Source organism: Micromonospora sp. WMMA1976 (assembly GCF_027497335.1).
GTDB classification, from domain to species: Bacteria; Actinomycetota; Actinomycetes; order Mycobacteriales; family Micromonosporaceae; genus Micromonospora; species Micromonospora aurantiaca.
On the sequence record NZ_CP114912.1, the window covers coordinates 989329 to 1015839 of the forward strand.

At 73.6% G+C, this 26511-nt stretch carries 27 protein-coding genes; 20 read left to right on the forward strand and 7 right to left on the reverse strand.

The genetic code is table 11. The annotated features are described in order from the left end of the window. The first annotated feature begins 57 nt into the window (after positions 1-57). Positions 58-489, forward strand: coding sequence for a nuclear transport factor 2 family protein (locus tag O7546_RS04740; RefSeq protein ID WP_194799613.1), 432 nt, complete (start codon positions 58-60; stop codon positions 487-489). On the opposite strand, the gene O7546_RS04745 is transcribed toward O7546_RS04740, so the two are convergent. Next, the gene (locus O7546_RS04745) at positions 435-1013 is read right to left on the reverse strand and encodes a DUF6232 family protein (protein WP_194799614.1); all 579 of its coding nucleotides are present in this window, start codon (positions 1011-1013) and stop codon (positions 435-437) included. The genes O7546_RS04740 and O7546_RS04745 overlap by 55 nt on opposite strands. 131 nt (positions 1014-1144) lie before the next feature. On the opposite strand from O7546_RS04745, the gene O7546_RS04750 reads away from it, so the two are divergent. Both O7546_RS04750 and O7546_RS04755 read left to right on the forward strand, forming a co-directional pair. Continuing rightward, complete coding sequence (locus O7546_RS04750; RefSeq protein WP_120571337.1) at positions 1145-1918, forward strand: enoyl-CoA hydratase-related protein; 774 nt, start codon at positions 1145-1147, stop codon at positions 1916-1918. A gap of 70 nt (positions 1919-1988) precedes the next feature. After that, positions 1989-3611, forward strand: coding sequence for an acetolactate synthase (locus O7546_RS04755; protein ID WP_194799615.1), 1623 nt, complete (start codon positions 1989-1991; stop codon positions 3609-3611). A gap of 55 nt (positions 3612-3666) precedes the next feature. Here O7546_RS04755 and O7546_RS04760 read toward each other — a convergent pair whose 3' ends face one another. From O7546_RS04760 to O7546_RS04770, 3 genes are read right to left on the reverse strand one after another with little or no spacing between them, the layout of a single operon-like run. Next, a complete protein-coding gene (locus O7546_RS04760; RefSeq protein WP_135243658.1) occupies positions 3667-4062 on the reverse strand; it encodes a PLD nuclease N-terminal domain-containing protein in 396 nt (131 codons plus the stop codon). Between the two features lie 26 nt (positions 4063-4088). Continuing rightward, positions 4089-4388 carry a DUF202 domain-containing protein gene (locus tag O7546_RS04765; RefSeq protein ID WP_194799616.1) on the reverse strand — a complete coding sequence of 100 codons (300 nt, stop codon included), beginning with the start codon at positions 4386-4388 and terminating at the stop codon, positions 4089-4091. Continuing rightward, entirely contained in the window at positions 4385-4771 is a 387-nt protein-coding gene (locus O7546_RS04770; protein ID WP_194799617.1) for a DUF202 domain-containing protein, read from the reverse strand. Before O7546_RS04770 ends, O7546_RS04765 begins: the two co-directional genes overlap by 4 nt. A gap of 41 nt (positions 4772-4812) precedes the next feature. Here O7546_RS04770 and O7546_RS04775 point away from each other — a divergent pair, with 41 nt between their 5' ends. The 4 genes from O7546_RS04775 (at position 4813) to O7546_RS04790 (ending at position 7945) form a co-directional block, all read left to right on the forward strand. Next, positions 4813-5610, forward strand: a complete 798-nt coding sequence (locus tag O7546_RS04775; protein WP_194799618.1) for a GNAT family N-acetyltransferase — start codon at positions 4813-4815, stop codon at positions 5608-5610. 2 nt (positions 5611-5612) lie between these two features. Continuing rightward, positions 5613-6017, forward strand: a complete 405-nt coding sequence (locus tag O7546_RS04780) for a hypothetical protein (RefSeq protein ID WP_194799619.1) — start codon at positions 5613-5615, stop codon at positions 6015-6017. Between the two features lie 176 nt (positions 6018-6193). Next, a complete protein-coding gene (locus O7546_RS04785) occupies positions 6194-6973 on the forward strand; it encodes an electron transfer flavoprotein subunit beta/FixA family protein (RefSeq protein WP_194799620.1) in 780 nt (259 codons plus the stop codon). 12 nt (positions 6974-6985) lie between these two features. Further along, entirely contained in the window at positions 6986-7945 is a 960-nt protein-coding gene (locus O7546_RS04790) for an electron transfer flavoprotein subunit alpha/FixB family protein (protein ID WP_194799621.1), read from the forward strand. A 97-nt stretch (positions 7946-8042) separates the two neighbouring features. Here the strand turns inward: O7546_RS04790 and O7546_RS04795 are convergent, their stop codons facing one another. After that, positions 8043-8816 (reverse strand): anti-sigma factor, encoded by a 774-nt coding sequence (locus tag O7546_RS04795; protein WP_194799622.1) that lies wholly within the window; start codon positions 8814-8816, stop codon positions 8043-8045. After that, the gene (locus O7546_RS04800; RefSeq protein WP_013284457.1) at positions 8770-9375 is read right to left on the reverse strand and encodes a sigma-70 family RNA polymerase sigma factor; all 606 of its coding nucleotides are present in this window, start codon (positions 9373-9375) and stop codon (positions 8770-8772) included. Before O7546_RS04800 ends, O7546_RS04795 begins: the two co-directional genes overlap by 47 nt. 240 nt (positions 9376-9615) lie before the next feature. Here O7546_RS04800 and O7546_RS04805 point away from each other — a divergent pair, with 240 nt between their 5' ends. The 7 genes from O7546_RS04805 (at position 9616) to O7546_RS04835 (ending at position 16017) form a co-directional block, all read left to right on the forward strand. Next, positions 9616-10449 carry a DUF4397 domain-containing protein gene (locus O7546_RS04805; protein WP_194799623.1) on the forward strand — a complete coding sequence of 278 codons (834 nt, stop codon included), beginning with the start codon at positions 9616-9618 and terminating at the stop codon, positions 10447-10449. Then, on the forward strand, positions 10446-11111 hold the full coding sequence (locus O7546_RS04810; RefSeq protein WP_194799624.1) for a class F sortase: 666 nt from the start codon (positions 10446-10448) through the stop codon (positions 11109-11111). The genes O7546_RS04805 and O7546_RS04810 overlap by 4 nt, the downstream gene beginning before the upstream one ends. A gap of 96 nt (positions 11112-11207) precedes the next feature. After that, the gene (locus O7546_RS04815; protein ID WP_269696263.1) at positions 11208-12383 is read left to right on the forward strand and encodes a cysteine desulfurase family protein; all 1176 of its coding nucleotides are present in this window, start codon (positions 11208-11210) and stop codon (positions 12381-12383) included. A 37-nt stretch (positions 12384-12420) separates the two neighbouring features. Further along, entirely contained in the window at positions 12421-13497 is a 1077-nt protein-coding gene (gene mnmA / locus O7546_RS04820; protein ID WP_013284461.1) for a tRNA 2-thiouridine(34) synthase MnmA, read from the forward strand. Between the two features lie 30 nt (positions 13498-13527). Beyond that, positions 13528-14532: a methionine synthase gene (locus O7546_RS04825; RefSeq protein WP_194799626.1), complete on the forward strand. Its 1005-nt coding sequence runs from the start codon at positions 13528-13530 to the stop codon at positions 14530-14532. Between the two features lie 37 nt (positions 14533-14569). Then, positions 14570-14938 carry a VOC family protein gene (locus O7546_RS04830; RefSeq protein ID WP_184682833.1) on the forward strand — a complete coding sequence of 123 codons (369 nt, stop codon included), beginning with the start codon at positions 14570-14572 and terminating at the stop codon, positions 14936-14938. Between the two features lie 26 nt (positions 14939-14964). Further along, complete coding sequence (locus O7546_RS04835) at positions 14965-16017, forward strand: ADP-ribosylglycohydrolase family protein (protein ID WP_194799627.1); 1053 nt, start codon at positions 14965-14967, stop codon at positions 16015-16017. Positions 16018-16026: 9 nt separating this feature from the next. Here the strand turns inward: O7546_RS04835 and O7546_RS04840 are convergent, their stop codons facing one another. Next, positions 16027-16608 carry a type II toxin-antitoxin system PemK/MazF family toxin gene (locus tag O7546_RS04840; RefSeq protein WP_194799628.1) on the reverse strand — a complete coding sequence of 194 codons (582 nt, stop codon included), beginning with the start codon at positions 16606-16608 and terminating at the stop codon, positions 16027-16029. Positions 16609-16809: 201 nt separating this feature from the next. Between O7546_RS04840 and ligA the strand changes: the two genes are divergently transcribed. The 6 genes from ligA (at position 16810) to gatB (ending at position 26478) form a co-directional block, all read left to right on the forward strand. After that, positions 16810-18945, forward strand: a complete 2136-nt coding sequence (gene ligA, locus O7546_RS04845) for an NAD-dependent DNA ligase LigA (RefSeq protein ID WP_194799629.1) — start codon at positions 16810-16812, stop codon at positions 18943-18945. Positions 18946-19096: 151 nt separating this feature from the next. Beyond that, a complete protein-coding gene (locus tag O7546_RS04850) occupies positions 19097-21634 on the forward strand; it encodes a GGDEF domain-containing phosphodiesterase (protein ID WP_281600542.1) in 2538 nt (845 codons plus the stop codon). A gap of 105 nt (positions 21635-21739) precedes the next feature. Then, positions 21740-22045 (forward strand): Asp-tRNA(Asn)/Glu-tRNA(Gln) amidotransferase subunit GatC, encoded by a 306-nt coding sequence (gene gatC, locus O7546_RS04855; protein WP_013284468.1) that lies wholly within the window; start codon positions 21740-21742, stop codon positions 22043-22045. Beyond that, positions 22042-23517 carry an Asp-tRNA(Asn)/Glu-tRNA(Gln) amidotransferase subunit GatA gene (gene gatA / locus O7546_RS04860; RefSeq protein WP_281600543.1) on the forward strand — a complete coding sequence of 492 codons (1476 nt, stop codon included), beginning with the start codon at positions 22042-22044 and terminating at the stop codon, positions 23515-23517. Before gatC ends, gatA begins: the two co-directional genes overlap by 4 nt. A gap of 192 nt (positions 23518-23709) precedes the next feature. Then, positions 23710-24861, forward strand: coding sequence for a putative Ig domain-containing protein (locus tag O7546_RS04865; RefSeq protein ID WP_228531620.1), 1152 nt, complete (start codon positions 23710-23712; stop codon positions 24859-24861). A gap of 123 nt (positions 24862-24984) precedes the next feature. Further along, positions 24985-26478: an Asp-tRNA(Asn)/Glu-tRNA(Gln) amidotransferase subunit GatB gene (gene gatB / locus O7546_RS04870; RefSeq protein ID WP_281600544.1), complete on the forward strand. Its 1494-nt coding sequence runs from the start codon at positions 24985-24987 to the stop codon at positions 26476-26478. Positions 26479-26511: the final 33 nt, after the last annotated feature.

Below are 26511 nucleotides of genomic sequence, written 5' to 3' on the forward strand. Positions count from 1 at the left end.
AATCAGCCTAACCGCGTGTGTCGATGCCGGCGACGCGTGCGCCGGTAGGCTGGCGGCATGACGGACCGGAACGCGGTCGGAACCGGCGGTGACGAGCAGGCGCGCAACGTCGAGGTGGTCAAGCGCTACCTGCGCACCTTCGTCACGAAGGACCTGGCCGAACTGGCCGAGGTGGTCGACGAGGACGTGGAGATCTACGGCTCCGGCAGCGCGGTACGCGGCCGGCGCTACACCGAGGCGGCCGTCTCCTCGCCCGGCCTGACCGTGCTCGACCAGGAGATCCAGGAGATCTTCGCGGCCGGGGACCGGGTGGTGGTGTCGCTGGCGCAGACGTACCGGCGGGACGCGACAGGGGCGACCACAGTGCAGAGCGCCTGCAAGATGTACCGCCTGGCCGGCGGCCGGATCGTCCAGTTCTGGGGCGAGCAGGACACCTACGGCCTGTTGCGCGGGCTGGGCCTGCTGCCGGACGAGCCGATCACGTTCTGACCCGTCGCGGCAGGACCCGTCGCGGCAGGACCGGTCGCGGGACGACCGGTCGCGGGACGACCGGGCGCGGCGGGGAGGCTCTCCACGGCCCGCTGCACCGCCCGGTAGATCTGCCCGAAGCGCATCGCGTCGCGGGTGTGCAGCAGCCGCACCGGGCGGCCCCGCCATTGCGCCCACATCTCCATCTCCCGGCTGCCCCGGGCGTACGAGCGGTCCAGGTGTTCGAAGAGGAAGTCCGCGAGCGGCCCGACGGCGAGGCCGACCAGCACCGAGACGCCGACGATGGCGACGGTGACCACCGCCGAGCGCTGCAGCCACACGGCCAGCGCGATGCCCAGCGCGGCGGCCACCAGCGGCCCGGCGAGCGCGGCCCCGATCGCGCCGCGCCCGGCGAGCACCCGCCAGGAGCGGTCGCCCTGCCGGTGCCACACGGTGGTCAGTTCGGCCAGCGGGTAGCTGCGCCCGTCCACCCGTACCGCGGTGGAGGTGACCTGGACGGAACGGTCGTCGTAGTAGGTGATCATGGCCTCACTCCCGGTGGCGGGGCGGCGGCGACTGCGGCGGCGACCTGGGGAGTCGCCGACACCACACTGTCTACCCCAACGAGGCGAGTCGTAAGGTTGGCACGCGACTTCGACGAGGAAGTGAGGGCAGCGTGGGCGAGTTCGTCAGGCTGGAAGTGAAGGACGGCATCGGCACCATCCGGCTGGAGCGGCCGCCGATGAACGCGCTCAACACCCAGGTGCAGGAGGAGTTGCGCGCCGCCGCGTCGGCGGCCACCGCCGACGCCGAGGTCCGCGCCGTGATCGTGTACGGCGGCGAGAAGGTCTTCGCGGCCGGTGCGGACATCAAGGAGATGGCCGACATGTCCTACGTGGACATGGCGGAGCGCGCGGCCGACCTGTCCAGCGCGCTCGGCGCGATCGCCCGCATCCCCAAGCCGGTCGTCGCCGCGATCACCGGGTACGCGCTCGGCGGCGGCTGCGAGCTGGCGCTGGCCTGCGACTGGCGGATCGTCGCCGAGGACGCCAAGCTCGGCCAGCCGGAGATCAAGCTCGGCATCATCCCGGGCGCCGGCGGCACCCAGCGGCTGGCCCGCCTGGTCGGCCCGGCCCGCGCCAAGGACCTGATCATGACCGGGCGGATGGTCGACGCCGCCGAGGCGCTGCGCATCGGCCTGGCCGACCGGGTGGTCCCGGCCGCCGAGGTCTACGACGCCGCGGTGGCGTACGTGAAGCCGTTCCTGACCGGGCCGGTGCAGGCGCTGCGCGCGGCGAAGGCGGCTGTCGACGGCGGTCTGGACATGGACCTCACCTCGGGCCTGGCCTGGGAGAGCCAGCTCTTCGCAGCGCTGTTCGCCACCGACGACCGGCGCGAGGGCATGGCCGCGTTCGTGGAGAAGCGCAAGCCGGGCTTCACCGGTCGCTGACGCGAGAGCTGTTCACATCCGCGATACCGGCCAGTAGCGTGACCCCGGTCGGTCGACGAAGGGGAATGGCATGACGGAGCGGATCGAGGGCCACGGGGGCGATCTGGCACTCGCGGCACTACGCGCGCACGGCGTACGGGAGATGTTCACGCTGTCCGGCGGGCACGTCTTCCCGCTCTACGACGCCGCGCACAAGGCGGGTTTCCCCCTCTACGACGTGCGGCACGAGCAGTCCGCCGTGTTCGCCGCCGAGGCGGTCGCCAAGCTCCAGCGCCGCCCCGGCCTGGCCGTGCTCACCGCCGGCCCCGGCGTCACAAACGGGGTCTCCGGCCTGACCAGCGCGTTCTTCAACGCCTCGCCGGTGCTGGTGCTCGGTGGACGGGCGCCGCAGTTCCGCTGGGGCTCGGGCAGCCTCCAGGAGATGGACCACCTGCCGCTGGTCGCGCCGGTGACCAAGCACGCCGAGACGGTGTTCAGCGCCGACGACATCCCGCGCGCGGTGTCGGCGGCGCTGACCACCGCGCTCACTCCGCACCGCGGCCCGGTGTTCCTGGACTTCCCGCTGGAGGCGGTCTTCTCCGTCGGTGACGCCGACCTGCCGGCGGTCACGCCGCCGGCCCCGATCGAGCCGGACCCGGACGAGGTGGCGAAGGCGGCCCGCCTGATCGCCGGCGCGTCCCGGCCCGTGATCATCGCCGGCTCCGACGTGTACGCGGGCGACGCCGTCGACGCGCTGCGCGCCGCCGCCGAGTCGCTGCGGGTGCCAGTGTTCACAAACGGGATGGGCCGGGGCGCGCTCCCGCCGGAGCACCCGCTCGCCTTCGCCAAGGCCCGCCGGGTCGCGCTCAAGGGCGCCGACGTGGTCGTGGTGATCGGCACCCCGCTGGACTTCCGGCTCTCCTTCGGCGACTTCGGCGACGCGCAGGTGGTGCACGTCGTGGACGCACCGAGCCAGCGGGCCGGGCACGTGCAGCCGGCCGCCGCGCCGGCCGGTGACCTGCGGCTGATCCTGGGTGCGTTCGCCGACCACACCGGCGACCGGGCCGACCACGCCGACTGGATCGCCGAGCTGCGGACCGCCGAGGACGCGGCGAAGGCCCGCGACGCGGAGGAGATGGCCGCCGAGAGCGACCCGATCCGCCCGGCCCGGATCTACGGCGAGCTGCGCCGGGCGCTCGCGCCTGATGCCATCACCATCGGCGACGGCGGCGACTTCGTGTCGTACGCCGGTCGGTACCTGGAGCCGGCCCAGCCCGGCACCTGGCTCGACCCCGGCCCGTACGGGTGCCTCGGCACCGGCATGGGCTACGCGATGGGCGCCCGGGTCAGTCACCCGGACCGGCAGATCTGCGTGCTGATGGGCGACGGCGCGGCCGGCTTCTCGCTGATGGACGTGGAGTCGCTGGTCCGGCAGAAGCTGCCGGTGGTGATCGTGGTCGGCAACAACGGCATCTGGGGGCTGGAGAAGCACCCGATGCGGGCGATGTACGGCTACGACGTGGCCGCCGACCTCCAGCCCGGCCTGCGCTACGACAAGGTGGTCGAGGCGCTCGGCGGCGCGGGCGAGACGGTGGAGAAGGCCGCCGACCTCGGGCCCGCGCTGGGGCGCGCGTTCGACTCGGGCGTGCCGTACCTGGTGAACGTGCTGACCGACCCCGCGGACGCGTACCCCCGTTCGTCGAACCTGGCCTGACCACGGCGCGTACGGGCCGTCCGCCGGGTGACCGGCGGGCGGCCCGCGGCGCGTCTCAGACCTCGGGGCGGTCCCGGTCGTCCGGCCGGCGCAGTTCCTCCTCGCGGCGGCGCAGGTCCTCCTCCCACAGCCGCAGCCGTTCCTGGTCCTCGCGGCGGGACCGCTCGTCCAGCGAGGCGAGGAACTCCGGGTCGTCGTCCGGGGCGAGCGGCCGGCGGGCCGGGGCGGCCGGACGGGCCGTGCCGGTGACGCCGGCGGTGCCGGCCGGGCGTTCGCGGCCCACGAGGAACCAGGCGATCGAGCCGACCAGCGGGAAGAAGAGAATGATCAGCACCCAGATCATCCGGGGCAGCGCCTTGACCTTCTCCTCGTCGGCGGAGAGGCAGCTGATCAGCGCGCACACGGCGAGGACGATCTGGACCAGGAAGAGCAGCACGTAGAGGCGGGCCATGCCTCATGATGGCTCACCGCCGCTCGTCAGTGCACCCCGCCGAGCACGTGCGCCACGCCGAGCAGCGCCAGTCCGGCCGCGCCGAGCGCGGTCAGCGGCACCGACCATCTGTCGAACCGGCGCGGTCCGGTGCCGGTGGCCCGGTGCCACGTCACCACGAGCACGGCGAGCCAGACCACTACCGCGAGCCCGGCCGGCGCCGCGTCCGCGGGCCGGCCGCCGAACGCCGGCCGGAGCTGGAGCAGCAGCACCGCGGTGAGCGTGAGCAGCGTCCGCCGCCACGCCAGCCGGGTGCGCTCGGGTTGCAGGCCGGGGTCACGGGTCACCGCGCGCCGCCCACCAGCACGGCGGCCACCAGCAGCAGCGCGCCGACCGCGACGACGAGCGCCAGGACGGCCGGGAAGCGGGACGCGGGCAACTCCTCGTTCAGCCGCATGGCGCGTTCGGTGCGTGCCCAGTGGTCGACCGCCCGGATCGAGACGGTGGCGCCGAGCAGCAGCAGCGCGACCGCGAGCCCCTCGCGCAGGTGGGCCAGGCGCAGCGGCGGCAGGAACTGCGCGGCGGCCAGCCCGCCCGCCACCAGCGCGAGACCTGTTCGCAGCCAGGCCAGGAACGTCCGTTCGTTCGCCAGCGAGAAGCGGTAGTCCGGCGGGGTGCCGACCGAACGCAGCTCACGCGGGTCGAACCAGCTCTTGATCGACTCCCACACGCTGCCGATTATCCGCTTTGCCCCGCGCCTAGCCTGGGGGGATGACCGATCTTGACGCGCGCGAGCTGCGTGACGCCTACGACAGCCAGCTTCGTCCGGAGTTGCCCGATCCGGCGCCCGCCGGCGTGACGGTGGAGCGCGACGGCCCGCTGTTCCGCGTGCTCGGCCTCGACCACCGCGGCTTCCTCACCTACCGGACGCTCGACGGCCTGGCCGGCGCCGAGCTGGACGCGCTGATCGCCCGGCAGGTCGAGGTCTTCCGGGAACGGGGCGAGGCGGTCGAGTGGAAGCTCGCCGGTCACGACGAGCCGGCCGACCTGGCCGACCGGCTGCGCGCCGCCGGGTTCGTCCCGGAGGACCAGGAGACAGTCGTGGTCGGCCCGGTCGCGCCGCTCGCCGCCGCCGTCCCGGTGCTCCCCGAGGGGGTACGCCTGCGCGAGGTCACCAGCCGGGCCGACCTGGAGCGGATCGCCGACATGGAGGAGGAGGTCTGGCGGGAGGACCGCAGCCACCTGGTGTACGGGCTGGCCCGGGAGATCGAGGCGGATCCGCAGTCGATCACGATCGTGGTGGCCGAGGCGGGGGAGACGGTGGTCAGTGCGGGCTGGATCCGCTACCAGCGTGGCACCGGCTTCGCCAGCCTGTGGGGCGGCTCGACGCTGCCGCAGTGGCGCAGGAAGGGCATCTACCGGGCGCTGGTGGCGTACCGGGCGCGACTGGCGCAGCAGCGCGGCAAGGCGTTGCTGCAGGTGGACTGCTCGCCGGACAGCCGGCCCATCCTGGAGCGGCTCGGGCTCGTTGCGGTCACCACCTCCACGCCCTACGTCTACACTCCGTGATCATGGAGCGGTTGACGGCGGACGAGCGGCTCACCCTGAAGACCGGCGCGTTCGGTGCCGTGTTCCTGGTCTCCAACGCCGTACCGGGGGTGCTGGCGATGGTGCGGGAGAGCTTCGCCGCCTCCGGCGCGCTCGGCGAGGTGGGCGGCGTGGTGAAGGAGGCGCTGACCACCGGGCCGCTGCCGCAACTCCCTCGGGACTCGGTCCTGGAGGTCGAGTCGGTGGTGCTGCCCGCGCTGGGCCGGTCGGTGGAGATCCTGCGCGCCAAGTCGCCGGGGGACGTCGAGACGTACCGGTCGGTGGTGCTGGACGCGGCGGATCGGGTGGCGCAGGCGCACCGGGGGATCGAGCCGGCCGAGGCGGCGGCGATCGAGAAGATCCGGCAGGCGCTGACCGAGGCGGCGTGACGGCGGTGAGTTGCGTCACTCCGGGCCGCCGGGGCGGCCATGCTACTTGCGGGTAACATTGCCTCGTGGGGAAGTGCACAGCTGCCCGCGGTTGACCCACGTTGCGTCACGCGGGAGGCTGCGCCCGTGACCGGGCGAGTGATCGCTACACCAAACAGGAGGGTCGTCGAAGCGCGATGAACATCGTCGTACTCGTCAAGCAGGTGCCCGATTCGGGCGCGGACCGCAACCTGCGTTCTGACGACAACACCGTCGACCGCGGTTCGGCGAACAACGTCATCAACGAGATGGACGAGTACGCCATCGAGGAGGCGTTGAAGATCAAGGAGGCGCACGGCGGCGAGGTCACCATCCTGACCATGGGTCCGGACCGGGCGACCGAGTCGATCCGCAAGGCGCTCTCCATGGGCCCGGACAAGGCCGTCCACGTCGTCGACGACGCCCTGCACGGCTCCTGCGCGGTGGCCACCTCGAAGGTGCTCGCCGCCGCCCTCGGTCAGCTGGGCGCCGACCTGGTCATCTGCGGCGCCGAGTCGACCGACGGCCGGGTGCAGGTCATGCCGCACATGATCGCCGAGCGGCTGGGCGTGGCCGCCCTGACCGGCGCGCGCAAGCTCACCGTCGACGGGTCCAGCCTGACCGTCGAGCGGCAGACCGAGGAGGGCTACGAGGTGGTCACCGCCTCGACCCCGGCCGTGGTCTCCGTCTGGGACACCATCAACGAGCCGCGCTACCCGTCCTTCAAGGGGATCATGGCGGCCAAGAAGAAGCCGGTGCAGACGCTCTCCCTGGGCGACCTGGGCGTGGCCCCGGCCGAGGTGGGCTTCGACGGCGCCACCAGCGCTGTGGTGGAGCACTCCAAGCGCCCGCCGCGCTCCGGCGGCGAGAAGATCACCGACGAGGGCGAGGGCGGCGTGAAGCTGGTCGAGTTCCTCGCCACCGAGAAGTTCGTGTGAGAGGTCACTGACATGTCTGAGGTTCTCGTCGTCGTCGAAGCCACCAAGGAATTCGGCGTCAAGAAGGTCACCCTGGAGATGCTCACCCTCGCCCGCGAGCTGGGCAGCCCGAGCGCGGTCGTCCTCGGTGGCGCCGGCGCCGCCGAGGCGCTGAGCGCCAAGCTCGGCGAGTACGGCGCGGAGAAGATCTACGCGGCCGAGGGTGAGGAGATCGACGGCTACCTGGTGGCCCCCAAGGCGACTGTGGTCGCCGAGCTGGTCAAGCGCGTCCAGCCGGCCGCCGTGCTGCTCGCCTCGTCGCAGGAGGGCAAGGAGATCGCCGCCCGCCTCGCGGTCAAGCTGGACAACGGCATCCTGACCGACGTGGTCGGCCTGGCCGCCGACGGCACCGCCACCCAGGTGGCGTTCGCCGGCTCCACCATCGTCAAGTCCAAGGTCACCAAGGGCCTGCCGCTGGTCACCGTCCGGCCGAACTCGCTCAACCCGGCCCCGGCCGCTGCCACCCCGGCGGTCGAGCAGCTCACCGTGTCGGTCACCGACGCGGACAAGCTGGCCAAGGTCGTCGAGCGGGTCGCCGAGCAGAAGGGCTCCCGCCCCGAGCTGACCGAGGCGTCGGTGGTCGTCTCCGGCGGCCGCGGTGTCGGCAACGCCGACAACTTCAAGCTGGTCGAGGAGATGGCCGACCTGCTCGGCGGCGCGGTCGGCGCGTCCCGCGCGGCAGTCGACTCCGGCTACTACCCGCACCAGTTCCAGGTGGGCCAGACCGGCAAGACCGTCTCCCCGCAGCTCTACGTCGCGCTGGGCATCTCCGGCGCGATCCAGCACCGGGCCGGCATGCAGACCTCGAAGACCATCGTCGCGGTGAACAAGGACGCCGAGGCGCCGATCTTCGAGCTGGCCGACTACGGCGTGGTCGGCGACCTGTTCAAGGTCGTCCCGCAGGCCGCCGAGGAGATCCGCAAGCGCAAGTGAGCGTCGCGTGACAGAAGGCCGCCGCCCGGTGCACCGGGCGGCGGCCTTTCTCGTAGGGAGCTGATCGGCGGGCCGGGGAGCTGAGCCGGCCCGCCGATCAGCCCGTCAGGGTGCCCCTCAGCAGGCTGTCGCCGGAGTGGCCGGGCTTGTTGTCGTACTGCTCCGCGCTGACGTCGACCACGGTGTAGGTACGCAGGTCGACGTTCGGGGGGATCGGCAGGAGCGCGTCCCCTGATCCGTTGCTCAGCGTACCCACGGAGAACATATCCATCGTGTTCGGATCGATCAGCCAGACCTCGTAGTACCCCGGAACGGTCGGGAGATTCGCCACGTGCAGATGCAATCGGTTGTCGCCGAGCACCCGGGCGTCGCCGGAGGCGTCCTTCGGCGTCGAACCGAACGCGGCGAGCGGCGCGCTGGCCAGCACAGACGGCTGCGGATCGGCCGGCTCGCCACCGCCGCCGCCGAGCACCGCGGCCGTACCGGCCACGCCGATCACCGCGGCGGCGGTGGCGGTGACCGCCGTGGTCGCCCACCCGGGCCAGCGCCGGGTCCGCCGCGGACGACGTGCCACGACGGGTACGGCGGCCGGCTCCACCGGGTCGGCCGGGCGCGGCAGGCGCCGATCGGTCAGCGTCGGCAGCTCCTCGGCGGCCCGGATCTCGGCCACGATGCCCTGCCAGATGTGCTCGGGCGGGTCGGGCAGCTCGGCCAGTCCCTGCGTGCCCGCGCCGAGCCCGGCGACGTGCTGGAGCGTCTCCATCTCGCCCCGGCAGTGGTCGCAGGTGTCCAGATGGGTGGCCTCGCCGTCAGCCGCCTCGCTCTCACCGAGCGCCAGAAAGACCAGCCGGTCGTGGTCCAGGTGCTGCACCGTCCACCTCCCATCTGCGTTTCAGGCTCTGCATGCCGCGTCTGATGTGACTCTTGACGGTGCCGAGCGGCACTCCGGTCACCGCCGCGATCTGCTGATGTGTCAGGTCGTCGTAGAACGCCAGCTCCAGCATCCGGCGCTGCTCGTCGGGAAGCCGGGCCAGCTCGTCGGCGACCACCAGCCGGTCGACCACCGTGTCCGGGTCGGGGCCGGTGGAGACCGGTTCCGGCAGTTGCTTCACCGTCTCGACCACCCGGGTCTCCCGGGCCGAGGCCCGGATCCGGTCGACCACCTTGCGCCGCCCGATTCCGAGCAGCCAGCCGACCAGTGAGCCTTTCGCCGGGTCGAACGTCTCCCGGCCGAGCCAGGCGGCGACGAACGTCGCCTGGGTCACGTCCTCGGCGTCACTGCGGTTCACGAGCGTCGTGGTGGCCAGGTGCAGCACCGCCCGCCCGTACCTGTCGTACGCCTCTCGCAGGGCCGCCTCGTCGCCGTCGCGGAACCGGGTGGCGAGGTCGTCCTCGCCCGGCGGTTCGGGGCCCTGCCTGGCCGCCGTCACCGGGCGGCTCGCCTTCCGTGGGGCATGCCCGACTGTAACTCCCACAGCCCTCGCCCCACTCTCCCGGTGTGTCGGTCACGACCCTCGTCACCTCTCCTTCGTCGCCGGAGGGTCCGGCGGATGCGCCCGGAGACGGGAAAAAGAAATCGGATCCGGGCGCATCCGGGGGCGACGGAGCCGGCGTAACCCGTTCTGCAAGCCAGGCCTGACGAATCAGCATCAACCACCAGGAGGCAGACAATGCAGTACGCGATGTTCCGTCGGGTCGCCGCGGGCGGCGCGGTGGCCGCCCTCACCTTCGCCGGCGTCGGCGCCGCCACCATGAGCCCGGCCTACGCCGCCTCGTCGAAGGTCTCCGTGGTCCACGGCATCCCGGACACCCCGGTCGACGTGTACGTCAACGGCGAGAAGACGCTGAACAACTTCAAGCCCGGTGACGTGGCCGGCCCGCTCACCCTGCCCGAGGGGGAGTACGACATCGCCCTGACCAAGCCCGGTGAGGCGGTCGACAAGGCGATCCTGAAGGTGGACGACGCGAAGGTGCCGGGCGGGGCGAACATCAGCCTCGCCGCCCACCTGAGCGCCGCCGGCGAGCCGCAGATCACCCCGTTCGTCAACGACGTGTCCAAGGTGGGTGCCGGCAAGGCCCGGCTGATCGTCCGGCACACCGCCGCCGCCCCGGCCGTCGACGTGCGGGCCGGCGGCAAGCCGGTCTTCGAGGACCTGACCAACCCGAAGGAGGCGAAGGCGGACGTGGCCGCCGGCTCGGTCGAGGCGGACGTGGTGCTCGCCGGCACCGACACCGTCGCCATCGGCCCGGCCGACCTGAACCTGAAGGAGGGCACCGCCACCATCGTCTACGCGATCGGCTCGGCCGAGGCGAAGAACCTGAGCGTGGTCGCCCAGACCATCAACGGGCTGCACTCGGCGCCGGGCGGCGTGCCCAGCGGCACCGGCGGCCAGGCCGGCACCGGCGTGGACACCTGGTGGTACGTGCTGGCCGGGGCCGGCGTGCTGCTCCTGGTCGGCGGCGGGGCGCGGGTGGCGGCAACCGCCCGGGCCGGTCGCCGGTGACGGTGCGCAACCGCGGGGCGCTGGCGGCGATGGCCGCCGGCGCCGCCGCGCTCATCCTGGCGACGGTGGTGGCGTGCGGATCGGAGCCCGCCGAGGACGTCGGCGGCGACGAGGTGACCGCCCTGGCGAGCGCCACACCCACGCCCACGCCGGCGGCGACCGGCGGCGGTTCGGTCCCGGTGAACCCGGGGACGCTGCCCGGCGACAGCGAGATCGTGCCGCCGGTGAAGCTGAGCATCCCGCCGATCCGGGTCACCGCGACAGTCAACCCGGTCGGCGTCAACGAGCGCACCGACGAGTTCGAGGTGCCGCCCAGCGTGGACCAGGTCGGCTGGTACCGCTACGGCCCCGGCCTGGAGGCCGGCGCCGGCTCGGTGGTGATCGCCGGGCACGTGGACAGTGCCGAGCAGGGCAAGGGCGCGTTCTTCCGGCTGCGTGAGCTGGGCCAGGGGGACGAGCTCACCGCCACCGGCTCGGACGGCCGCGAGCGCGCCTACCGGGTGGTGGCCCGGGAGGAGTACCGCAAGTCGAAGATCCCGCTGGAGCGGTACTTCGCGCGCGACGGGAAGCCCCGCCTCACGCTGATCACCTGCGGCGGGCCGTTCGACGCGAAGACCCGCAGCTACCGGGACAACATCGTGATCACAGCCGTTCCCGCGTGATCACGGGCGTTCCGCGTGAGCGGCCGGACCGCCCCGGGTGGGACGGGGCGGTCCGGCCCCCGGCGCCGGGTACGCAGGCCGTTAGGCTGAACCGTGATGGCATACCTTGATCACGCGGCGACGACCCCGATGCTGGACGAGGCACTCGAGGCGTACGTCGCCGTCGCCCGCGAGGTGGGCAACGCGTCGTCGTTGCACGCGGCGGGTCGCCGGGCCCGGCGACGGGTGGAGGAGTCCCGCGAGCGGGTGGCCGCCGCGCTCGGTGCCCGCCCCTCCGAGGTGATCTTCACCGGCGGCGGTACGGAGAGCGACAACCTCGCCGTGAAGGGCGTCTTCTGGGCCCGTCGCGCCGGCCGGGCCGAGCGGGTCCGGGTGGTCTCCAGCGCGGTCGAGCACCACGCCGTCCTCGACGCGGTGGACTGGCTGGTCGAGCACGAGGGCGCGGAGGTCGGCCGGCTGCCGGTCGACGCGGCCGGGCGGATCGACCCGGAACGCCTGCGCGCCGAGCTGGCCGAGCACGGCGAGCGCGTCGCTGTGGTCACCGCCATGTGGGCGAACAACGAGGTGGGCACCGTCCAGCCGGTGGCCGAGCTGGCCGCCGTCGCCGCCGAGCACGGGGTGCCGTTCCACACCGACGCCATCCAGGCGGTCGGGCAGGTACCTGTCGACTTCGCCGCCAGCGGCGTGTCGGCGCTCACCGTGACCGGGCACAAGCTCGGCGGCCCGGCCGGCGTGGGTGCGCTGCTGCTGGCCCGCGACGTGGCGGCCACCCCGCTGCTGCACGGCGGCGGCCAGGAGCGTGACGTGCGGTCCGGGACGCTCGACACCGCGGGCATCGTCGCCTTCGCGGTCGCCGTCGAGGCCGCGGTGAAGGGCCAGCAGGAGTACGCGGCCCGCGTCGCCGCGCTGCGCGACGAACTGGTCGAGCGGGTCCGGCAGGCCGTCCCCGAAGTGATCTTCAACGGCGACCCGGCCGATCGGCTCCCCGGCAACGCGCACTTCTCGTTCCCCGGCTGCGAGGGGGACGCGCTGCTGCTGCTCCTGGACGCCCAGGGCATCGCCTGCTCGACCGGGTCGGCCTGCTCCGCCGGGGTGGCGCAGCCCTCGCACGTCCTGCTGGCGATGGGTGCCGACGACGACCGGGCCCGGTCCTCGCTGCGCTTCACGCTCGGCCACACGAGCACCGGCGCGGACGTGGACGCGCTGATCGCCGCGCTTCCGGCGGCGGTGGAGCGCGCCCGCCGCGCGGCCGCCCTCCGTACGCCCCGCTGACCCGGATACCCTCGGTGAGGACGAGGGGAGTGGGCCGGTGAGGGTTCTGGCGGCGATGTCGGGCGGGGTGGACTCCGCCGTCGCGGCGGCACGGGCGGTGGAGGCCGGGCACGACGTGACAGGCGTGCACCTGGCGCTGGCCCGTAACCCGCAGACGTACCGCACCGGCGCCCGGGGCTGCTGCACGCTGGAGGACTCCCGGGACGCCCGGCGCGCCGCCGACGTGCTCGGCATCCCGTTCTACGTGTGGGACATGGCCGACCGGTTCCACGACGACGTGGTGGACGACTTCGTGGCCGAGTACGCCGCCGGTCGTACCCCGAATCCCTGCCTGCGCTGCAACGAGAAGATCAAGTTCGCCGCGGTGCTGGACCGGGCCGTGGCCCTGGGCTTCGACGCGGTGGTGACCGGCCACCACGCCCGGCTCGGCGCCGACGGCCTTCTGCGGCGCAGCGTCGACGCGGCCAAGGACCAGTCGTACGTGCTGGCGGTGCTGACCCGCGCGCAGCTCGACCGGTCGATCTTCCCGCTGGGCGACTCGACGAAGGCCGAGGTGCGCGCGGAGGCCGCCCGGCGCGGCCTGGCGGTGGCCGACAAGCCCGACTCGCACGACATCTGCTTCATCGCCGACGGCGACACCCGCGGCTTCCTCGCGGAGCGGCTCGGTGAGGCGCCGGGCCAGGTGGTGGACGCGCTCACCGGCGCGGTGGTGGGCAGCCACAGCGGCGCCTACCAGTACACCGTCGGGCAGCGGCGCGGCCTGCACCTGGACCGCCCGGCGCCGGACGGCCGCCCCCGCTACGTGCTGTCCATCACCCCGACCACCAACACGGTGACCGTCGGCCCGGCCGAGGCGCTGGAGGTCTCGGACGTGCGCGCCACGCGCCCGGTGTGGACCGGCGGGCCACGCCCGGACGGGCCGGTCGAGTGCGAGGTGCAGCTGCGGGCCCACGGCGACGTGGTGCCGGCCGCCGTCGAGGTCGACGCCGACGGCCTGCGCGCGTCGCTGCGCCGCCCGGTCCGCGGTGTCGCCGCCGGCCAGGCGATCGTGGCCTACCGGCCGGACCCGGCCGGCGACGTGGTCCTCGGCTCCGCCACCATCACCGCCGCCTGACCTCGTACGGGCAGCGGATAGGCTGCGGCCGTGACTGAGCAGGCGTGGCCCTGGCCCACCGGCGCGGCGACCGGGATCGGGTCGCTGCCCGGCACCGACATCGCCGAGGCGCAGCGGATCGTGCTCGGCGAGCTGCCCGCCCTGCCGCACCTGCCCGAACTGCCCGCCCGAGGGCCGGGCGCGGACCTCGTCGGCCGCAGCGCCGGCCTGCTCGTCGAACTGCCTGTCGAGCTGTACGCGGCCCGCTGGCGCATCGCCCCGCGCCCCGGCCGGGACCTGCGCCGCGCCCGCGACCTGATGGAACGCGACCTCGACCAGCTGGCCGAGCAGGCCGAGGAGTACGCCGGCCCGGTCAAGGTCCAGGCCGCCGGGCCGTTCACCCTGGCCGCCGCGCTGGAGCTGCCGATCGGCGGCCGGATGCTGCGCGACCCCGGCGCGGTACGCGACCTCGCCGGTTCGCTCGGCGAAGGGCTGCGCGGGCACGTCGAGGCGGTGACCCGGCGGCTGCCCCGCGCCTCGGTGCTGCTCCAGCTCGACGAGCCGTCCCTGCCGGCGGTGCTGGCCGGGCGGGTGCCCACCGAGAGCGGCCTCGGCACCCACCGTCCGGTGGAGACCGAGGTGGCGCGGGCGCTGCTGCGCGACGTGATCGAGGCGGCCGGCGTACCGGCGCTCGTGCACTGCTGCGCGCCGGACGTACCGCTGGAGCTGATCCGCTCCGCCGGTGCGGCAGGCGTCGCGCTCGACCTGTCGCTGGTCACCGACCTCGACCCGCTCGGCGAGGCGATCGACGCCGGGCTCGGGCTGCTGGCCGGCGCCGCGCCGACGCTGCCGCCGCCGTCCGGCCGGGCGCCGACGTCGGCCCAGGTCGCCGACCGGGTGCGGCGGGTCTGGGACCAGCTCGGCTTCCCTCGCCGCCGGCTGGCCGAGCAGGTGGTGGTCACTCCCGCGTGCGGCCTGGCCGGCGCCACCCCGGGGTACGCCCGCGCGGTGCTCACCGCCTGCCGCGACGCGGGCCGGCGGCTCGCCGAGGACTGACGTTTTTCCGTCGTACCCGCCGGGCACGATGACCGGCATGATTGGACGACTGCGTTCCACAGTGATCGACTGCCCCGATCCGCACGCGCTCGCCGCCTTCTACTCCGAGCTGCTCGGCCTGCCGCTGGTGGAGGAGAACTCCGACGGCGACGAGTGGGTGGTGCTCGGCGGTCCACCCGGGCACCAGCCACGGGTGGCCTTCCAACGGGCGCCGGGCCTGCGCGCCCCCGACTGGCCCGACCCGGCCCGGCCGCAGCAGTTCCACCTCGACGTGACAGTCGACGACATCGAGGCGGCCGAGAAGGCGGCGCTGGCGCTCGGCGCGCGGCGGCTACCGGGCGAGGGGGAGGGCTTCCGGGTCTACGCCGACCCGGCCGGCCACCCGTTCTGCCTCTGCTGGGACTGATCTTCCCCGGCTTGCGTGGTGGGGGCATGATCGCCACCGTGACCGCCTCCACCGCCACCGGCCGCGCCGCCGGTTCGCTGTTCGGCCTGGCCTACGGCGACGCCCTGGGCAAGCCGACCGAGTTCCTCACCGTCACCGAGATCGTCCGCCGCTACGGTCCGGCCGGTCCGCGCGAGCTGACCGGCGACCCGGCCCTGGTCACCGACGACACCCAGATGGCGCTCGCCGTGGCGTGGGCGCTGCACGACGCGCCCGCGTACACGGCCGAGGCGGTGGAGCCGCTGCTGCGGCAGCGCTTCGTCGACTGGTCCATCAGCCCGGAGAACAACCGCGCCCCCGGCATGACCTGCCTGCGGGCCTGCGCCGAGCTGGCCCGGGGTGCCCGCTGGCAGGAGGCCACTGTCGCCGGCTCGAAGGGCTGCGGCGCTAACATGCGCGTCACCCCGGTCGGGCTGCTCGACGTCGACCTGGACACGATGGCCGGGCTGGCCCAGCTCCAGGCCGGCCTCACCCACGGCCATCCGACCGGGCTGGCGGCGAGCGAGCTGACCGCGTACGCGGTCCGGCTGCTGCGCGACGGCGCTGCGCTGCCGGAACTGCCCGGCCTGCTCACCGATCGGGCCCGGGAGCAGCGCACCGTCTACCGCGACGACTGGCTCGGTGACCTGTGGCAGCGGCCCGGCGAGAGCAGCGCGGCCGAGTTCGTCGCCCGGGGCTGGGACGACTGCCTGCGCGTGCTCGGCCGGCTGGAGGCGGCGCTGGCCCGCCCGGACGACGGCGGCGACCCGTGCCGGCTCACCGGCGAGGGGTGGATCGCCGAGGAGGCGCTCGCCACCGCGTTGCTCTGCGCGCTGCGCCACCGCGACGACCCGGTCGGCGCGCTGGCCCGGGGCGCCACCACGGCCGGTGACTCGGACTCCATCGCCGCGCTGGCCGGCGCGTTCGTCGGCGCCGCGTACGGCATCGCCGCCTGGCCCGCCGGGTGGGCCGGCCGGATCGAGTACGCCGGTCAGCTCACCGCGCTCGCCGCCGCGTTCGACGGGGAGGCGTCCGGCGGCGGCTCCCGCGGCGAGGGGTGACGCGCTCGCTCAGCCGGCGAGGTGGCTCAGCCGCCGGACACCACGCCACAGGTCCGGGTCGCAGGTGCCGGCCCGGTCGGCGAACGCGCCCAGCGGCACCGGGATCGGCTCGCTCACGTCGAGGTAGCTGTCGTGGTCGGCGCCCGGATCCCAGTCCCGGGTCGGGATCGGCAGGTGGTCGTCCCGGTCCGACTTGTCCTGGCTGGTGATCTTCAGTACCTCGGCGTCCCCGCCGTCGACCCGCAGCACCAGACAGGGACGCACCTTCGAACCGGTCCCGTCGGCGTACGGCACGTCGGCCCACCAGATCTCCCCGGGGCGCGGCTCGTCCCGGTCCCGCCCGGCGCCCCGGGGCCTCGGCGCCGCGCCGGCGCGGTCACCCCGTGGCCCGGTGCCGGCCCGCTCGTCGCCGCGCCCTCCGCCGGGCCGGTCGGTGCCGGTCCGGCCGCCACGCCCGGTGTCCCGCCGCCCGTCGGCCCGGCCGCGCGTGCCGGCGGCGCGGTCGGCCGCGCGGCGGCGCCACTCGTTCCACAGCCAGCCGGCCGCGACGCAGGCCACGATCACCAGCGCCCAGATCACCCCGTCGCGCATCCGCCGCCCGCCTTCCGACCGTTGTCGCCCACTACCGCCGACGCGATCGTCGCACGGCCGCGGCGGACCCGCCCGGGTGGCGCGGCGGGCACCGGTCCGCCCTGCTCGGCGCAGGTGACCGGACGGCTGTCACAGCCGACCGCTACGGTTCTCGGGTAGCACCAACACGGGAGGTCGACAGCGGTGTCCGAAGGCGGCGGCGTGTCCGAAGAAGCGGTTCCCCCAGCGGTCGACGCGGCCCAGGACGCGGCGGCCGGCGCCGAGCCGACCCCGGCGGCCCGGGAGCGGCACGCCACGCTCAGCCAGGAGCTGACCGAACACCAGTACCGCTACTACGTCCTCGACGCGCCGACCGTCACCGACGCCGAGTTCGACGAGCAGCTGCGGGAGCTGGAGGCGCTGGAGGCCGAATACCCGGCGCTGCGCACCCCCGACTCACCCACCCAGCGGGTCGGCGGCACCTTCTCCACCGACTTCACCCCGGTCGCGCACGCCGAGCGGATGCTCTCGCTCGACAACGCCTTCGCCGACGAGGAACTGGCCGCCTGGTCCGAGCGGGTCGAGCGGGACGCCGGCGGCCCGGTGCCCTACCTGTGCGAGCTGAAGGTCGACGGGCTCGCCATCAACCTCACCTACTCCAAGGGCCGGCTGGTGCGCGCGGCCACCCGGGGCGACGGCCGCACCGGCGAGGACGTCACCGCCAACGTGCGCAGCATCAAGGGTGTGCCGGCCCGGCTGACCCCGGCCGACGACTTCCCCGACGTGCCCGATCTCCTGGAGGTGCGCGGCGAGATCTACTTCCCGGTGGCCGCGTTCGCCGACCTGAACGCGAGCCTGGTCGAGCAGGGCAAGGCGCCGTTCGCCAACCCGCGCAACGCCGCCGCCGGCAGCCTGCGGCAGAAGGACCCCCGGGTGACCGCCTCCCGCCCGCTGCGCCTTGTGGTGCACGGCATCGGCGCGCGCACCGGGTTCCGGCCGGCCGCGCAGTCCGAGTCGTACGCCGCGCTCAAGGCGTGGGGGCTGCCCACCAGCGACCGGTGGCGGGTGGTGGACGACCTGGCCGGCGTCGCTGACTACATCGCCTACTACGGCAAGCACCGGCACGACGTCGAGCACGAGATCGACGGCGTGGTGGTCAAGGTCGACCCGGTCTCCATCCAGGGCCGCCTCGGCTCGACCAGCCGCGCGCCCCGCTGGGCGATCGCCTTCAAATATCCGCCGGAGGAGGTGAACACCAAGCTGCTCGACATCGAGGTGGAGGTCGGGCGCACCGGCCGGGTCACCCCGCGCGCCGTGCTCGAACCGGTCCGGGTGGCCGGCTCCACCGTCGCCTACGCCACCCTGCACAACGCCCGCGAGGTCGAGCGCAAGGGCGTGCTCATCGGCGACACGGTGGTGCTGCGCAAGGCCGGCGACGTGATCCCCGAGGTGCTCGGCCCGGTGGTCGAGTTGCGCCCGGCCGACGCCCGCCCGTTCGTCATGCCGACCACCTGCCCGGCCTGCGGCACCCCGCTCGCGCCGGCCAAGGAGAGCGACGTCGACATCCGCTGCCCCAACGGGCGCGCCTGCCCCGGTCAGATCCGCGAGCGGGTCTTCTACCTGGCCAGCCGCAAGGTGCTCGACATCGAGGTGCTCGGCGAGAGGGGCGCGGCGGCGCTTCTGGACGCCCAGATCATCACCAACGAGGGCGACCTGTTCCAGCTCGACGCCGAGCAGTTGAGCCGGTCGCCGTTCTTCGTCAACAAGGACGGCAGCCTGGGCAGCAACGCCACCAAGCTGCTCGAGAACCTCGCCGAGGCCAAGGAACGCGACCTGTGGCGCGTGCTGGTGGCGCTGTCCATCCGGCACGTCGGCCCGACCGCCGCCCAGGCGCTCGCCCGGCACTTCCGCTCGGTCGCCGCGATCGAGGCCGCCGGTGAGGAGGAGCTGTCCTCCGTGGACGGCGTCGGCCCGACCATCGCCGCGAGCGTGAAGGAGTGGTTCGCCGTCGACTGGCACCGCGACGTGGTGCGCAAGTGGGCCGAGGCGGGCGTCCGGATGGCCGAGGAGGCCGCCGACGAGGGGCCGCGACCGCTCGACGGCGTCACTGTGGTGGTCACCGGCACGCTGAGCGGGTTCAGCCGCGACCAGGCGGCCGAGGCGATCCAGGTCCGGGGCGGCAAGGTGACCGGCTCGGTCTCCAAGAAGACGGGTTTCGTGGTGGTCGGCGACAACCCCGGCTCCAAGGCCGACAAGGCCGCCACCCTGAAACTGCCGATCCTCGACGAGGACGGCTTCCGGGTGCTGCTCGACTCCGGCCCGGAGGCGGCCCGCGAGGTGGCCCGGGTGGAGGACTGACAGGCTGGTCACAGCTTTCGTCCGGCGGATACCAAGTTAATTACGACTCCGACCGATTCGTGACTGTCGTGTCGGGGAAATCGCCTCGGAGGGCGTTTCATTGGCGTACGACGCGTGACGGCGCGCGCCAGGACGTTCCCCGGGAGGTGCGATGGAGACCGGCGACCCGCGTAACTCCGTCCCGCCCGGGCGGAGCGGGCCGTTCTTCGGCTTCGTCGCCGCGATCGGCGCGGTCGCTCTGCTGGTCTCGGCCGGGCCGCTCGTCGCGCTCACCGACCGGCTGACCGAGCTGCCGGCCGCGTTCTGGACGATGGCGGTGCTCGCCGTCGCCTGCGACGCCCGCCCGTTCGTCCCGCCCGGCCGCCGGCAGACGTCTGCGGTGTTCCCGTCGACCTGCTTCACCTTCGCGATCCTGCTCGGCTGGGGCTTCGGCCCGGCTGTCGCGGTGCAGGCCGTCGCCGTGGCGGTCAGCGGCTGGCGACTCGGGTACGCCCCCTGGCGCACCGGCTTCAACGCCGCGCAGTACGCGTGCGCGCTCGCCGCCGCGTACGCGGTCACCCGGCTCGGTCCGGGCGAGCTGTTCGGCGGCGGCCGGCTGCACTGGACCGACGTGGCGGCGGTGGGCGGCGCGACGCTCGCCTGGTTCGTGGTCAACTACGGGCTGGTCAGCTCCGCGGTCCGGCTGCGGTTCGGCGACAGGTGGTGGCCCAGCGTCCGCAGCGGCCTGGCGTACGAGCTGCTGTCCACCGGTTCGCTGCTGCTGCTCGCACCGGTGCTGGTGGCCGCCGCGCGGGCCAGCGCGGCGCTGATCCCGCTGGTGCTGGTGCCGCTGTTCGCCGTCTACCGGATGGCCCGGCTCTCCGAGGAGCGGGAACAGCTCGCCGACGTGGACCCCCTCACCGGGCTGCCCAACCGCAAGGCGCTGCTCACCGAGGTGGCCGAGCAGGTGCACCTGCACGGCGAGCGGGCCGCCCGGGGCGCGCCGGACGCGCACCTGGCGCTGCTGCTGCTCGACCTCGACCGGTTCAAGCACGTCAACGACGCGCTCGGGCACGCGGTGGGGGATCGCCTGCTGGTCGAGGTGAGCGCCCGGCTGATGGGCGCTGTGGGCGCCGGTGACATGGTGGCGCGGCTCGGCGGCGACGAGTTCGCCATCGTCGTACCCCGGCTCACCGACATCGACCAGGCCCGCGAGCGGGCCGGCCGGGTGGTCGCCGCGCTCGCCGAACCGGTGCCGCTGGACGGGCTGCCGCTGGACGTGGGCGGCGCCATCGGCATCGCGCTCTACCCGGACCACGGCGAGGACTTCGCCACCCTGATGCGTCACGCCGACGTGGCCATGTACGACGCGAAGCACCGCAACGACACGGTGGCGGTGTACGCGCCGGAGTCCGACCACAACTCGGCCGAGCGCCTCAGTCTGCTGGCCGACCTGCGCCGGGTGCTGGAGTCCGGCCCGTCCGCGCAGGGCGGGGAGACGGTCGGCGTACGCGGGGGTGACGGCGCGGCCCTGACCCCGGCGCTGCCGGTGCGGGCCGACCGCCCGGCCCGCAACCAGCGCCCGGCGCGCGAGGGCGGCCGGGGACGGTCCGGTGACGGGCCGAACCGGTGGCTGCGGCGCCGCCGCGACCGCGCGGAGGAGCGGCACGACGACGACCTGATCGAGCAGATCCTCACCCGCGCCGACCCGATCCGCCGCCGGGCCGCCCGGGCCGGCGCCGGACCGGGTGCGGGTCCGCTCGTGGTCGGCGACGCGGAGTTCGCGCCGGAGACCGCCGACGCCGACGTCACCCAGGACGCGGAGGCGGCCGTGAGCACCGGCGCGCCGGGCGTCATCGGGCCGACCGCCGACGGGAGCACCGCGGGGGCTGAGGCGGACGAGCAGGCCGGGCACCCGGGCGAGATCACCATGTACTACCAGCCGCAGATCGCCATCGCCACCGGCGAGGTGGTGGGCGTCGAGGCGCTGCTGCGCTGGCGGCACCCGCGCCGGGGCATGGTCGACCCGGGCGAGCTGATCCAGGTCGCCGAGCAGAGCGCGGTGATGCGGCTGCTCACCCGCCGCGTGGTCGACGACGTGGTGGAGCAGCTCGCCAAGTGGTCGGCGGCCGGGCTCACGCTGCGGGCCGCGCTCAACGTCAGCGTCCGGGACCTGCACACCGGCGAGATCGCCGACCAGATCGCCGACCGGCTGACCCGGTACGGCGTGCCGCCCGAGCGCCTCCAGGTGGAGATCACCGAGGGCGCGCTGATGGCCGACCCGCGGCGGGTGCTCGCCAGCATCACCCAGTTGCACCGCATCGGCGTCGGCATCGCGCTGGACGACTTCGGCACCGGCTACTCGTCGCTGCAGCACCTGCGCCGGCTCCCGCTGTCCGAGGTGAAGGTGGACAGGTCGTTCGTCCTCGGAATGGCCGAGGACCCGGACGACGCGGCGATCGTCCGCTCGATGATCGAGCTGGCCGGCGCGCTCGGGCTGCGGGTGGTCGCCGAGGGCGTGGAGGACGAGCGCACCTGGCGGCTGCTGCACGCCGCCGGGTGCGACGTGGCGCAGGGCTGGTTCCACGCCCGGCCGATGCCGGCCGAGGACCTGGTGGCCTGGCTGTCCCGCTACCGTCCGGTGCGTCCGGCGGAGGCGGTGGGCCGCGGCGGTCCGGCGCCGGAGGGGGAGTCGAAGGCGTCGTCGTGACGGCGGGACAATAGACTCGCTCCGGTCACCGCGCGTCATCGAGCACGCCCGCACGCGCGGCCGGTCCACCGCAGACGTCTCAGGACAGCCACGAAGGGGGCACTGATGGCCGCCATCTCCCGCGAGGAGGTCGCGCACCTCGCGCGACTGTCGCGGCTCGCCGTCACGGAGGAGGAACTGGACACCTTCGCCGGCCAGCTGGATGTGATCCTCCAGTCGGTCGCGCAGGTCGGCGAGGTCGCCGCGGCGGACATCCCGCCGACGTCCCACTCCGTGCCGCTGACGAACGTGCTCCGCGAGGACGTGGTGCGGCCGGGTCTGACCCCGCAGGAGGCGCTGTCGGGCGCCCCCGACGCCGAGGAGCAGCGGTTCCGCGTCCCGCGGATCCTGGACGAGGATGTGGCCTCATGAGCGAGCTGACGAAGCTGAGCGCCGTGGAGATCGCCGGGCTGGTGGCGAGCGGCGAGACCTCCGCGGTCGAGGTCACCCAGGCCCACCTGGACCGCATCGGCGCCGTCGACGACCGGGTGCACGCGTTCCTGCACGTCGACACCGAGGGAGCGCTGGCCGCCGCGCGTGCCGTGGACGAGCGCCGCGCCGCCGGTGCGGAGCTGGGCCCGCTCGCCGGTGTGCCGGTCGCGGTGAAGGACGTGCTCACCACCAAGGGCGTACCGACCACCGTCGGGTCGAAGATCCTGGAGGGCTGGCGCCCGCCGTACGACTCGACGATCGTCGAGCGGCTGCGCGACGCCGGCACGGTGATGCTCGGCAAGACGAACATGGACGAGTTCGCGATGGGCTCCTCCACCGAATACTCCGCGTACGGGCCGACCCGTAACCCGTGGGACCTGGAGCGGATTCCGGGCGGCTCCGGCGGTGGCAGCGCGGCGGCGCTGGCCGCGTACGAGGCACCGCTGTCGATCGGCTCGGACACCGGCGGCTCGATCCGCCAGCCCGGCGCGGTCACCGGCACCGTCGGCGCGAAGCCCACCTACGGCGGCACCTCCCGCTACGGCCTGGTCGCGTTCTCGTCCTCGCTGGACACGCCCGGCCCGTGCGCGCGTACCGTGCTCGACGCCGCGTTGCTGCACCAGGTGATCGGCGGTCACGACCCGCGCGACTCCACCTCGATCCCGGCCCCGGTGCCGGACGTGGTGGCCGCGGCGCGGCTCGGCGCCACCGGTGACCTGACCGGCGTGAAGCTCGGCGTGGTCACCGAGTTCACCGGTGAGGGCGCGGAGCCGGGCGTGATGGCCGCGTTCCGCGACGCGGCCGAGGCGCTGGCGAAGCTGGGCGCCGAGATCGTCGAGGTCTCCTGCCCGCACTTCAAGTACGCGCTGCCGGCGTACTACCTGATCGCGCCCAGCGAGTGCTCCTCCAACCTGGCCCGGTTCGACGGCGTCCGGTTCGGCCTGCGGGTCGGCGACGACGGCAACCGGTCGCTGGAGGAGGTCATGTCGCTGACCCGCGAGGCCGGCTTCGGCCCCGAGGTCAAGCGCCGCATCATGATCGGCACGTACGCGCTCTCGTCGGGCTACTACGACGCCTACTACGGCCAGGCGCAGAAGGTCCGCACGCTCATCACTCGGGACTTCACCAGCGCGTTCGAGCAGGTCGATGCGCTGATCTCGCCGACCACGCCGTTCGTGGCGTTCCCGATCGGTTCGCGTACCGCCGACCCGTACCAGATGTACCTGGCCGACCTGTTCACCATCCCGACGAACCTGTACGGCGGCCCGGCCATCTCGGTGCCGTGCGGCCTGTCCGACGGGCTCCCGGTCGGCTTCCAGATCATGGCGCCGACGATGGCCGACGACCGGATGTACCGGGTCGCGGCCGCGTTGGAGGGCGCCGTCGGCACGCTCACCCCGCCGGCGCTCTGAACCAAGCGGTACGGAGGCGGCCCGGCCGCCTCCGTACCGACACGGTGATCACCGATCAGTGGATTGCCCGGGGTCACTGGCACTGGTCGAATAGACTCCGAGTCTGCTGATTCGACTGGACTGTGGCCCGCTGGCGGACGCGAGCGGTTCCGACCGAGAGCTGGATGTGCGATGGGGACACTTCGCCCGGTCATGGCCCTGACGATGGTCGTCGCGTTGCTGCTGGGCGCCGGTCAACCGGCCGCCGCGCAACCGGCTACCGCCGCCACCGAGACCGTCACCATCACGTCGGGCAAGCCCCGGTCGGTGATGGTGATCGGGCAGGTCTACGCGATCCACACCGTCGAGGCGACGGGTGGCACCGGGCCGTACTCGTTGACAGTGGTGTCGGGCGGCCTGCCGACGGGGATGCTCGTGGTGGGGACGTCGCTCGGTGGTGCGCCGACCACGCCGGGGACCTACACGTTCACGCTGCGGATGACCGACAAGAACGGCCTTTTCGACGAGCAGACGGCGACGATCGAGGTACGCGAACCGACTGTCGTCATCACGTCGGGCAAGCCCCGGTCGCCCATGTACCTCGGCCGGGTGTACGCGATCCACACCGTCGAGGCGACGGGTGGCACCGGGCCGTACTCGTTGACAGTGGTGTCGGGCGGCCTGCCGACGGGGATGCTCGTGGTGGGGACGTCGCTCGGTGGTGCGCCGACCACGCCGGGCACGTACACGTTCACGTTACGGATGACCGACAAGAACGGCCGCTTCGACGAGCAGAACGCCACTGTCGTCGTCGCCGAGGCAGCGGCCGCGTTCACCTCCGGCGAACCGCCCGCTGCCACCGTCGGAAAGCGGTACTCCTTCCGGTTCACCGCCGACGGCGACTCGGACATCGTGTTCGCCCTGGCCGCCGGGGCCCTGCCGGACGGCCTCACCCTCGACGACAAGGGCAAGCTCAGCGGCACCCCGAGCAAGGCCGGTACGTTCGCCTTCACCGTCGGCGCGAAGGGGTACAGCACCAGCGCCACGAAGGAGGTGTCGCTGACCGTCGCCGCCCGCACCCCGGCCACCCCCACGGCCTCCCCGACCGGCTCGACGCCCGACCCGGACGACCCGACTGCGACGCCGACGCCGAGCGACCCGGCCGCCACGCCGTCGGAGAGCAGCCTCCCCGCGACGCCCCAGCCGACGCCCTCGCCGTCGAAGGTGAGCGGCGCGTGGCTGCCGATCACCGGACCGGGTTCGCCGCTCGTCCTGCTGCTGCTGAGCGTCGTGGCCTTCTCCATCGGCGGCATCCTGCTCGTTCTGGCCTACAACCGCCGGCGGACCTTCACCACACCCGAGTGACACCCGGCCCGGGCCCGGTCCCCGTCGCGGGGCCCGCGCGGTGATCTCGAAGCCCGGCAGCGGGGTGGCCGGGCCAGCCGATTAGGCTGGAACGGTTCTGTCCGGATCGCGCCTGGAGCTCAGATGACGACGACACTGCCCGCGTACGACGAGGTCGTCGCGCGCTTCGAACCGGTGATCGGCCTGGAGACCCACGTCGAGCTGGGCACGAACACCAAGATGTGGTGCGGCTGCCCGACCGACTTCGGCGGCGAGCCGAACACCCGGGTCTGCCCGGTCTGCCTCGGCCTGCCCGGTTCGCTGCCGGTGGCGAACAAGGCCGCCATCGAGGCGACCATCCGGATCGGGCTGGCGCTGAACTGCTCGATCGCGCAGTGGTGCCGGTTCGCCCGGAAGAACTACTTCTACCCGGACATGCCGAAGAACTTCCAGATCAGCCAGTACGACGAGCCGCTGTGCTTCGACGGCTACCTGGACGTCGAGGTCAACGGCGAGCTGGTGCGCATCGGCATCGAGCGGGTGCACCTGGAGGAGGACACCGGCAAGACGCTGCACGTCGGCGGCGCCACCGGTCGCATCCACGGCGCCACCGAGTCGCTCGTCGACTACAACCGGGCCGGCATCCCGCTCGTCGAGATCGTCACCAAGCCCATCCCCGGCACCGGCGCGCTCGCGCCCGAGGTCGCCCGCGCGTACGTCGCCGAGCTGCGTGACGTGATCCGCTCGCTCGGCGTCTCCGACGTGCGGATGGAGGAGGGCTCGCTGCGCTGTGACGTCAACACCTCCCTCAACCGGCCGGGTGAGGAGTGGGGCACCCGTACCGAGACCAAGAACGTCAACTCGCTGCGCTCGGTCGAGCGGGCGGTCCGTTCGGAGATGCTGCGCCAGGCGTCGGTGCTGGAGGCCGGTGGGCGAATCACTCAGGAGACCCGGCACTTCCACGAGGACACCGGGGACACCACGTCGGGCCGGTCCAAGGAGACCGCCACCGACTACCGGTACTTCCCGGAGCCGGACCTGGTGCCGCTCGCCCCGGACACCGCGTGGGTGGCCGAGCTGAAGGCGGCCCTGCCGGAGCTGCCGCGGCTGCGCCGCAAGCGGATCCAGCAGGAGTGGGGCCTGTCCGACCTCGACATGCAGTCGGTGGTCAACGCCGGCGCGGTCGAGCTGATCGAGGCGACTGTTGCCGCCGGTGCCACCCCTGCCGCCGCCCGGAAGTGGTGGCTGGGTGAGCTGTCCCGCCGCGCCAACGAGACCGGCGTGGAGCTGGCCGACGTGGGCGCCACCCCGGCCCAGGTCGCCGAGCTGCAGGGCCTCGTCGACGCCGGCAAGCTCAACGACAAGCTGGCCCGTACCGTGCTGGAGGGCGTGGTGGCCGGCGAGGGCTCGCCGACCGAGATCATGACCAACCGCAACCTGGAGGTCGTCTCGGACACCGGCGCGCTCACCGCCGCCGTGGACGAGGCGATCGCCGCCAACCCGGACGTCGCCGACAAGATCCGCAGCGGCAAGGTCGCGGCGGCCGGCGCGCTGGTCGGCGCGGTCATGAAGACCACCCGCGGCCAGGCGGACGCGAAGACCGTCCGCGAGCTGATCCTGGCGCGCCTCGGCGCCTGATCCGGTCGTGTGGGCCCTTTCCCGGCAGGGGAG